8 protein-coding genes are annotated in these 10,272 nt (G+C 32.7%); 6 read left to right on the top strand and 2 right to left on the bottom strand.

Annotation, left to right across the window (positions count from 1 at the left end):
- Positions 1 to 11 precede the first annotated feature (11 nt).
- Genes FNE73_RS06620 through FNE73_RS06595 form a run of 6 tightly spaced genes read left to right on the top strand, consistent with a single transcriptional unit; the run spans position 12 to position 7,663 of the window.
- Complete coding sequence (locus tag FNE73_RS06620; RefSeq protein WP_143883978.1) at positions 12 to 2,129, top strand: bi-domain-containing oxidoreductase; 2,118 nt, start codon at positions 12 to 14, stop codon at positions 2,127 to 2,129.
- A gap of 4 nt (positions 2,130 to 2,133) precedes the next feature.
- Positions 2,134 to 3,999 carry a heparinase II/III domain-containing protein gene (locus FNE73_RS06615; protein WP_228429932.1) on the top strand — a complete coding sequence of 622 codons (1,866 nt, stop codon included), beginning with the start codon at positions 2,134 to 2,136 and terminating at the stop codon, positions 3,997 to 3,999.
- Positions 3,999 to 5,234: a glycosyltransferase family 4 protein gene (locus FNE73_RS06610; RefSeq protein WP_143883977.1), complete on the top strand. Its 1,236-nt coding sequence runs from the start codon at positions 3,999 to 4,001 to the stop codon at positions 5,232 to 5,234. The genes FNE73_RS06615 and FNE73_RS06610 overlap by 1 nt, the downstream gene beginning before the upstream one ends.
- Before the next feature lie 27 nt (positions 5,235 to 5,261).
- Positions 5,262 to 5,867, top strand: coding sequence for a sugar transferase (locus tag FNE73_RS06605; protein WP_143883976.1), 606 nt, complete (start codon positions 5,262 to 5,264; stop codon positions 5,865 to 5,867).
- Between the two features lie 18 nt (positions 5,868 to 5,885).
- Positions 5,886 to 6,530, top strand: a complete 645-nt coding sequence (locus tag FNE73_RS06600) for an acetyltransferase (RefSeq protein ID WP_143883975.1) — start codon at positions 5,886 to 5,888, stop codon at positions 6,528 to 6,530.
- Positions 6,531 to 6,532: 2 nt separating this feature from the next.
- The gene (locus FNE73_RS06595; protein ID WP_143883974.1) at positions 6,533 to 7,663 is read left to right on the top strand and encodes an aminotransferase class I/II-fold pyridoxal phosphate-dependent enzyme; all 1,131 of its coding nucleotides are present in this window, start codon (positions 6,533 to 6,535) and stop codon (positions 7,661 to 7,663) included.
- 57 nt (positions 7,664 to 7,720) lie between these two features.
- On the opposite strand, the gene FNE73_RS06590 is transcribed toward FNE73_RS06595, so the two are convergent.
- Positions 7,721 to 8,485, bottom strand: coding sequence for an exodeoxyribonuclease III (locus FNE73_RS06590; RefSeq protein WP_143883973.1), 765 nt, complete (start codon positions 8,483 to 8,485; stop codon positions 7,721 to 7,723).
- A gap of 96 nt (positions 8,486 to 8,581) precedes the next feature.
- Positions 8,582 to 10,126 carry a T9SS response regulator signal transducer PorX gene (gene porX, locus FNE73_RS06585; protein WP_143883972.1) on the bottom strand — a complete coding sequence of 515 codons (1,545 nt, stop codon included), beginning with the start codon at positions 10,124 to 10,126 and terminating at the stop codon, positions 8,582 to 8,584.
- Positions 10,127 to 10,272 lie beyond the last annotated feature (146 nt).

Here is a 10,272-nt window from a genome sequence, read left to right as displayed (position 1 = left end):
CATAAGAAAAAATGAAACAAATTATACAGTCATTTAAAACAGGAGAAACAATTTTAGAAGAAGTACCGGCACCTCAAATAAAACGAGGATGTGTATTAATTCAAACGACGCGCTCATTGGTGTCATTAGGAACGGAACGTATGTTAGTGGAATTCGGTAAATCAAATTTAATTCAGAAAGCACGTCAGCAACCGGATAAAGTAAAACAGGTTTTAGATAAAATAAAAACAGATGGCTTAATGCCGACTGTTGAAACTGTATTTAATAAATTGGGAGAACCACTTCCTTTAGGGTATTGTAATGTCGGAAAAGTAATTGCAGTGGATGAAGGTGTTAATGATTTTAAAATAGGAGATCGTGTGGTTTCTAATGGACAACATGCAGAATTTGTATGTATTCCAAAAAATTTGGTAGCACATATTCCTGATAATGTTTCTGATGAAGAAGCTACTTTTACAGTTATTGGATCTATTGGTCTTCAGGGAATACGTTTATTAAATCCTACTTTAGGCGAAACTGTTGTAGTCGTTGGTTTAGGTTTAATAGGATTGCTTACAGCACAGTTATTGGTTGCAAACGGATGTCGTGTAATCGGTACTGATATTGACGAATCAAAGCTTGAAATGGCTAAAAAATGGGGAATAATTCCATTTAATCCTTTAAGCGGAGACGTCGTTAAATTTGTTGAAGACCTTACTGACGGAATTGGTGCAGATGGAGTTGTAATTACTGCTTCTGCGAAAAACAATGATATCATCTCTCAATCTGCGCGTATGAGCAGAAAAAGAGGTCGTATTATTTTGGTCGGCGTTATAGGTTTAGATATCAGCAGAGCAGAATTTTATGAAAAAGAACTTACATTTCAGGTTTCATGCTCATATGGTCCGGGTCGCTATGATGAAAATTATGAACAAAAAGGAGTAGATTATCCTTTACCTTTTGTACGTTGGACCGAAAAAAGAAATTTTGAAACCATACTTCAGGCAATCAGTACAAAGCGTATTTTCGTTGAAGAAATGATAACAGAGATTGTTGAACTAAATAATTATCTTAACATTTACGGCGAAATAGGAAGCAGTCATTCTATTGCCTCTATACTAAAATACGATGAGAAAACTTTACTAAATCCAAGTCGTAATATAAAATTAAAAGATACCGATTTCTCAGCTTCAAAAGGAGTAATTGGAATTATTGGTTCTGGGAATTTTACAAAAATGACGATGATGCCTGCTCTCAAGGATAGCGGAGCAAGCTACAAATATATTGCAAGTAATGGAGGGGTCACTGGAACAGCAGTTGCCCAAAAATACAATATAGCCAATTCTACAACCGATTATAAAGAAATTTTAAATGATTCACAAGTTGATCTTGTTTTAATTACCACTCGTCATGATCTTCATGCTCCAATGGTTAAAGAAGCATTGAATGCTGGTAAAAATGTATTTGTCGAAAAACCTTTAGCTCTAAATCTGACAGAACTAAACGAAATAATAGAAGTTCAGCAGAAAACTGGAAAAAATATAACTGTAGGTTTTAATAGAAGATTTTCTCCACATACGATAAAGATCAAACAACTCGTAGGAAATTCTCAGATGAATGTAATTGCTACAATGAATGCTGGTTTCATTCCTGCAAATATTTGGGTACATGACATGAAAGTTGGTGGTGGTAGAATTATTGGTGAAGCATGTCATTATATTGATTTAATTACTTATCTTACAGGTAGCAAAGTGAAATCCGTTTGTATGAATTCTATGGGTGTAAATCCCGAAGAGAATACCGATAATGCAACTATTTTATTAAAATACGAAAATGGTTCAACAGGAGTCATCAATTATTTTGCAAACGGATCTAAAGCATATTCTAAAGAAAGACTTGAGGTTTTTTCACAGGAAAGAACAATTATAATGGATAATTTCAGAAAAACTGAAGGATTCGGTGTAAAAGGATTTTCTAAACTAAAAACAAATTTAGATAAAGGGCATAAAAACCAGTTTCATACATTAGTTAAAAAAATTAAAGAAGGAGGAAACCCTTTAATTCCGATGGATGAAATTGTAAATACTACAAAAGCTTCTTTCGCTGCAATTGAAAGTTTAAAAACTAAAAGCTGGATAGATATCGACTAATCGTATGAGCCTGAAACTAGCTTTACAGTTATATAAAAACATGGGGACACGATATGTTATGTATCGTGTTCGTCATGAATTTGAGAAAAAAACCGGTCAATTAAAGAAAAAACATCCCAACAATTTACGTCTTTCTCAAACTCTTTCTTTAACGGAATGGAAAGTTCGGAAAAATGAGTTTTTAATTGATGCAAAAGAAAATTTAAACTTTCCAAAATTAACTTCAAACATATTAAAAGATAAAGCTGAGAAAATTATTTCTGGTGAATTATTATTTTTTAATGCCAATTGGCTGAATCTGGGTAATGATTATGATTGGATTACAAATCCATCAAACGGATTTAAATATGATATTCAAAAACATTGGTCTGAAATTCCGGACTTATCTGGAGAAGCAGGGGATATAAAATTCGTGTGGGAGAAATCCAGATTTTCTTATCTTTTAACCCTAATTCGATATGATTATCATTTTGATAAAGATTTTTCAGAATTTGTTTTTTCAGAAATTGAGTCTTGGATAAATGCAAATCCTATCAATCAGGGACCAAACTGGAGATGTAGTCAGGAAATCTCACTTCGTATTTTCAATTGGTGTTTTGCTTTATATTATTATCAGAATTCTACCGCTTTAACAGAAGATCGATGGCAGAAAATACAGAATGTTATTTATGCATCTCTTCATCATGTTTATCAAAATATCAATTTTTCTAGAATTGCGGTTCGAAATAATCATGCGATTACAGAAACTTTGTTTCTTACTTTGTCAAATATTTTGTTTCCATTTATTCCGGAAACAAAAATGTGGTCAGAAAAAGGGTTGAAATGGTTTGAAGAGGAAATAAATTATCAAATTTATGATGATGGTACTTTTCTGCAGTTTTCAATGAATTATCATCGTGTTGTGATTCAGTTATTTTCTTTCGGATTGAGTCTTGCGTATAAAAATGATTTTAAGTTTTCAGATTCTATTTATAATAAAGCTTATAAATCGACATATTTCCTGTATCAATGTATGCAGGATAAAAACGGAAAACTTCCAAATTATGGTTCTAATGACGGAGCTTTATTTTTTCCTTTGTCAGATTCAGATTACAGAGATTATAGACCGCAGTTAAATACATTACACTATGTTTTAACAGGTAAAAATATTTTTGAAAACAGAGAAATAGAAGAGGATCTTTTCTGGAACGGGAAAATAAATAGTAAGAAAAATTTCGATCCAATTTTAAAACAAAATGGTGTTTTATCTTTTGAAAATGGAGGATATTATGTATGTAGAGAAAATGATTTTTTTACTTTCATAAGATGTGGAGATCACAAAGATCGTCCGGCTCAAGCCGATAATTTGCATTTAGATATTTGGTATAAAGGTAAAAATATTCTGAGAGATTCAGGAACTTATAAATATAATACAAACGCAGAAAAATTAAAATATTTTATGGGTTCTCTTTCTCATAACGTCGTTATGGTTAATGATGAATCGCAGATGTTGAAAGGCAGCCGTTTTATATGGTATTTCTGGTCACAAAAAATTTCGGCTTCATGGAAAGAAACAGAAGGCGAATTTGTCTTTTCTGGAAAAATAAAAGCTTTTCAGTTTTTAAATAAAAAAGCTTTTCATAATAGAATTATAAGAATTTCTAAATTAATTCCTCAATGGATTGTCGAAGATGATTTACAAAATTTGACAGATTTTTCAATGAAGCAAATTTGGCATCCAAATTCTAACAATCTTATAGTTGAATCGGAAAAAGAAAAGCATAATTTTGATTCGTATAATTCCGATTATTACGGAAGCTATACTGAAGAAAAATCAATTTATTTTCAGTTTAATAATAATATCAAGACAGTAATTACTTATAGCAAATAATGAAGATTCTAATATTACATCAGTATTTTTTAGAAGAAGATGATTCTGGAGGTTCACGTTGGAATGAAATTACCAAAACGTGGACTTCTCTAGGGCACGAAGTAACTGTAATTGCAGGAATGATGCATTATACAGGCTCAGAAAAAAGAGCAGAATATAAAGGGAAATACTTTATTAAAAAAAAACAAGGTGATGTTACAGTTCACAGAACTCATGTCTCTGAAGCATATAATAAAGGATTTATTGGGCGTTTGTGGGGATATTTTTCATTTATGTTTTCTTCACTGTGGGCAGGGATTTTTAAGGTTGAAGGAAAATTCGATGCGGTTATTGTAACTTCGCCACCATTATTTGTCGGAGGTTCGGGCTTTCTTATTTCAAGACTGAAAAGAATTCCAATGGTTTTTGAAATCAGAGATTTATGGCCAGAATCTGCAATTGATACAGGTGTACTAACAAATAAACTGGTTATTAAACTCGCTTATTGGTTTGAAGCTTTTATCTATAGAAAGGCAAAACTTATTAATGTTCTTACTCCTGCTTTTTATAAAACCCTAAATGAAAAGAAAGATGTTGATAAAAGTAAATTAATAATGATCCCAAATGCGGCAGATTTTTCACTTTCGGAAGAGATTTTAAGAAATTTTGATCGTGAAAGTTTTAGAAAAGATCATGATCTTGAAAATCATTTTGTGATTACTTATGTTGGAGCTCATGGTGTTGCAAATCATTTAGATCAAATTTTAGATGCTGGAAAAAAACTGGAAGATACAAATGTTTTATTTTTGTTAATTGGTCAAGGTATGGAAAAGGAACGATTAATAAAGAGAGCAAAGCAAATGGCTGTTGTTAATGTACGTTTCTTGGATCCTGTTCCAAAAAAAGAGGTTTTTAAATATATTTTAGCATCAGAAATGGGAGCATCTGTATTAAAAAAAGTAGATACATTTAAAACGGTATATTCAAATAAATCTTTTGATTATTTTTCATGCAAAAAACCCATTTTAATGGCAATTGACGGAGTATCACGGGAATTAGTTGAAGAAGCTCAAGCAGGTATTTACGTTGAACCTGAAAACGATGAAGAATATAATAAAGCAATTCGTAAATATCTAAATGATGAATTACGACTAAAGAAAGAGGGCGAAAACGGATATAAGTATGCAAAAAATAATTTTGACAGAGAGTTTTTAGCTAAAAAATATTTAGGATCAATAAAAGAGATTGTTGGTTAATCAAGTTTCCTAGTAATATAGTAAAGAATGTATAAGAATTATTTTAAAAGATTTTTTGATTTCATTATAGCATTTTTTGGACTGATAATTTTAAGTCCAGTTTTTATATTGGTTACTATAGGATTATATTTTGCAAATAACGGTAAACCATTTTTTTTTCAGGTTCGTCCTGGTTTAAATGAGAAAATTTTCAAAATTATCAAGTTTAAAACAATGAATGACAAAAAAAATGCTGATGGAACTCTACTTTCTGATGCAGAAAGACTGACGACAATCGGTGCATTCGTTCGCAAAACTTCACTTGATGAGATACCACAGCTTATAAATGTTTTAAAAGGAGATATGTCTTTGATTGGACCAAGACCATTATTACCTCAATATTTAGCTTTATATAATGAAAATCAAAAACGTAGGCATAATGTTCGTCCGGGAATCACAGGATGGGCGCAGATAAATGGTAGAAATGCAATTTCATGGACTAAAAAATTTGAGTTGGACGTTTGGTATGTGGATAATTTATCCCTTATGACGGATTTAAAAGTTTTTTTTACAACATTTAGAAAGGTTTTTAAAAGCGAAGGAATTTCACAGGAAGGTCAGGCTACAATGGAAGCTTTTAATGGAAGTAATTAATAAAATAGTAAATAAACAATGAAAAAAATAGCGATTTTTGGAGCAGGTGGATTTGGGAGAGAGGTAAAGACTATAATTGACGAAATTAATAAAGATAATAAAACTTATGATTTCATAGGTTATTATGATGATGGTAAAGAGATTGGAACAAATATTAATGATTTTCCTATTTTAGGCGGAGTAAAAGAACTGAATGATCTTAATGAAGATTTATCGTTAGTAATATGTGTTGCTGAGCCAAAAATTAAGAGAAAAATAGTTGAAAATATAAATAATAATAAAATTAATTACCCCTCTATTATACATCCAAAAGCTAGTAAATCAAATGATTATGTTTTTATTGGAAATGGTTGTGTTATTTGTGAAGGTGTAATTATTACCTGCAATATTGAGATTGAAAATTTTGTTATACTTAATCTATCTTGTACTGTAGGACATGACACGAAAATAGGTGCATATTCGTCATTTATGCCTTCTGTAAATATTTCAGGCGAAGTAAATATTGAAGAGTGTGTTTATGTAGGGACAGGTGCAAAAATAATCAACCTTCTTGAGATTGGAGAAAATACAATCGTTGGAGCCGGAGCTGTTGTATCAAAATCACTCCCTAAAAACTGTACAGCTGTAGGTATTCCTGCAAAACCAATTAAATTTCACGAATAATTATGAACTCAAAAATATGGCTTTCTTCTCCACACATGGGCGGAAATGAACAAAAATATGTAAACGAAGCTTTTGAAGCCAATTGGGTAGCGCCTTTAGGTCCTAATGTAGATGGTTTTGAAAAAGATTTGGAAACCTTTTTAAACGAAGATGTAAAAGTTGCGGCTCTTTCTGCCGGTACTGCTGCGCTGCATTTAGCTTTAATTGAATGTGATGTAAAGCACGGTGATGAAGTCATTTGTCAATCTATGACATTTTCAGCTTCTGCAAATCCAATCGCCTATTGCGGAGCAACTCCCATTTTCATAGACTCTGAAAAAGAAACCTGGAATATGTGTCCTGCTGCTTTAAAAGAAGCTGTGGAAGACAGAATTTCTAAAGGTAAAAAGCCAAAAGCAATTATTGTTGTTCATTTGTATGGTATGCCTGCAAAGATGGATGAGATTTTAAAAATAGCTTTGGAATATGAAATTCCTGTGATTGAAGACGCTGCAGAAGCTTTAGGTTCTACTTATAAAGGTAGAGCTTGTGGAACTTTTGGACGTTTTGGAATTTTATCATTTAACGGAAATAAAATCATTACTACTTCGGGTGGCGGAGCATTGGTTTGCCATACTCAGGAAGATAAAGACAAAGCGGTTTTCCTTTCAACTCAGGCTAGAGACAATGCACCACATTATCAGCATTCTCATATTGGTTATAACTATCGTATGAGTAATATTGTAGCAGGAATCGGTCGTGGACAAATGGAAGTTTTGAATGATAGAGTAGAAGCACGCAGAAAAATGCATGATTTCTATGTTGAAATATTCAATGACATCAACGGTGTTGAGGTGTTTTCAGAACCAACTGCTGATTATTTTTCTAATCATTGGTTATCTGCTATTGTTGTAAATCCTGAAATTACCGGGAAGAATCGTGAAGATTTAAGATTAGCTTTTCTTGAGGACAATATTGAATCTCGTCCTTTATGGAAGCCGATGCATTTGCAGCCTGTTTTTGCGGATGCACCGTATTATGGAACAGATATTTCCGAAAATCTGTTCAATGACGGTCTATGTTTGCCTTCCGGATCAAATCTTACAGATGAAGACCGTGAAAGAATTAGAACAATGATTAATAATTTTTTTTAATAAATAAAGATTCTTTTTTGTTAATAAATTTTTAAAAACGGCTTAAAGTATAACCAATTATACCATAATTTCGACTAAAGCGGGGCAGTGATCAGAATGCACTGCCTCTTTTAAAATAACAGCACGGGATAATTGATCTTTCAGTGAATACGAAGTGAAGTTGTAATCTAAACGCCATCCTTTGTTTTTAGCTCTGGAATTCTGTCGATAACTCCACCAAGTATAATTATCCGGTTCAGCATTAAAATATCTGAAACTGTCGATCAGTTCACATTCATCAATAAAACGAGTCATCCACTCACGTTCCATCGGTAAAAATCCGGATACATTTTTAAGACGCACAGGATCATGAATGTCTATTGCCTGATGACAGATATTAAAATCTCCTGAAATAATGAGATTAGGGATAGTCTTCTTTAGATTTTTAATATAATCTGAAAAATCATAGCAGAACTGCATTTTAAAATCCAGTCTTTCTATATTGGAAGCAGACGGAACGTATACTGAAATAACCGAAAAACCTTCAAAGTCAGCACGGATTATTCTTCCTTCATTGTCATAACTTTCTATACCGCAGCCATATTCTACGTGACTGGGTTTTATTTTTGAAGCAATCCCCACTCCGCTGTAGCCTTTCCTTACTGCGGAATGCCAATAACTGTGATAGCCTGCTTTTTCAAGGCTTTCAATGTCAATCTGGTCTGTTCCTGCTTTACTTTCCTGAATACAGATAATATCCGGATCAGCAGTTTTCAGCCAGTTTAAAAAATCTTTGGTAAATGCAGCACGTATTCCGTTGACGTTGTAGGTAATTAATCTCATAATTCAAAAATATAAAAATTCGGGCGGAAAGTTTAAGTTTTCCGCCCGAATCAGTTTAAATTTAGATCAGCAATTAAAGCTAAAATTCATGCCGGATTATTTTGGTTCCAGAATACTGATCGGAATAATGCATTCCTCCAGAGAAATTCCGCCGTGCTGATATGTTTCTTTATAGTAATTTACAAAATGATTGTAATTTTTGGGATAAGCAAGGAAGATGTTATTTTTAGCAAAAATATATTTTGAACTTAGATTTCCTTTAGGTAAAAACAACTTTTCCGGATTTGTTATTGCCCAAACATCGCTTTCGTCATAGGTTAAGCTTTTTCCGGTTTTATAGCGGATGTTGGTTGAGGTTTCTCTGTCGCCTACAACCCGGCTTGGTTTTTTGACATAAACAGTTCCGTGATCGGTCGTAATGACCAGTTTAAATCCGTTTTCAGCTGCGGTTTTGATGATTTTTACCAATGAAGAATTTTCAAACCAGTTCATAGTCAGCGATCTGAATGTTTTATCGTCCCGAATAAGCTGGTCTACAATGTGATTATCGGTTTTTGCATGAGACAGAATATCAATAAAATTGTACACAATTACCAGAAGATCATTGTTTTTGTGCTGATTAAAATCTTCATAAATTTTTTTTTCAAAATCGGCATTCAATACTTTCAGGTATTTCATAGATTTAGAATTGAGACCGACTCTTTTCATCTGATCTTCAAGAAAATCACGCTCAAATTCGTTTTTATTTCCTTCCTCATTATCATTAAACCATTTGTCAGGAAAACGCTTCTCAATTTCTGAAGGCAGAAGACCTGCAAAGAAAGAATTTCTCGCATACTGAGTCGCTGTAGGCAATATACTGTAATAATAATCTTCCGAGATCTTGTTGTAGAATTTTGTGAAAAGCGGTTCAATTACTTTCCATTGATCGTAGCGGAGATTATCAATCATTAAAAGAAGAACTTTATCTTTTTCAACCTCCGGCTTTATCTTTTCTTTAAAAAGAGTGTGGCTCATCATAGGCTTTTCCGAGCCTTTCAGCCATTCTTCATAATTGTTTTCGATAAATTTGGCAAACTGAATGTTGGCTTCTTCTTTTTGTGACTGCAAAAGGTCTGCAAATTCATTATCGGTTACTTTATCGAATTTCAGTTCCCAATTGATGATTTTTTTGTAATAATCTGCCCATTCCTGGTACGTTTGGAGATACGAAAGTTCCATAGAAAGATTCCTGAATTCCTGCTGATACTGCAAAATAGTTTTCTGTTCTACCAGATTATCTTCCTGAAGATTTTTTTTCAGCGACAGCAGTATCTGATTGGGGTTCACAGGTTTTAGGATATAATCGGCAATCTGTGAACCGATGGCTTCTTCCATAATGTGCTCTTCTTCACTTTTGGTAACCATTACGATTTTTAGCGAACTGTCTATTTGTTTAATCATCGGAATAGCTTCCAGCCCCGAAATTCCGGGCATATTTTCGTCGATTAATGTTAACGCAAATTTTTCAGATTCAATAAGTTCTAAAGCTTCATTTACATTGTTAACAGGCGTTACCTGATAACCTTTTTTTTCAAGAAAAACGATATGCGGTTTCAGCAAATCTATTTCATCATCAATCCATAATATTTTATCTGACATACAAGTTTTATTTTTTGTTGAGTAATGGCATCAAAATTACGACCAATTACTTTTAATTTCTCACAAAATGCTCTGCTAAAAAGTTAAATCTTAGTTAAAAGAATTTTGATCATTAATTAAAATGCAATTTTTATATGAAGATATGA

The sequence above is a fragment of the Chryseobacterium binzhouense genome, assembly GCF_007474545.1.
Classification (GTDB): Bacteria; Bacteroidota; Bacteroidia; order Flavobacteriales; family Weeksellaceae; genus Chryseobacterium; species Chryseobacterium binzhouense.
This window is presented reverse-complemented; position numbering and strand designations above follow the sequence as displayed.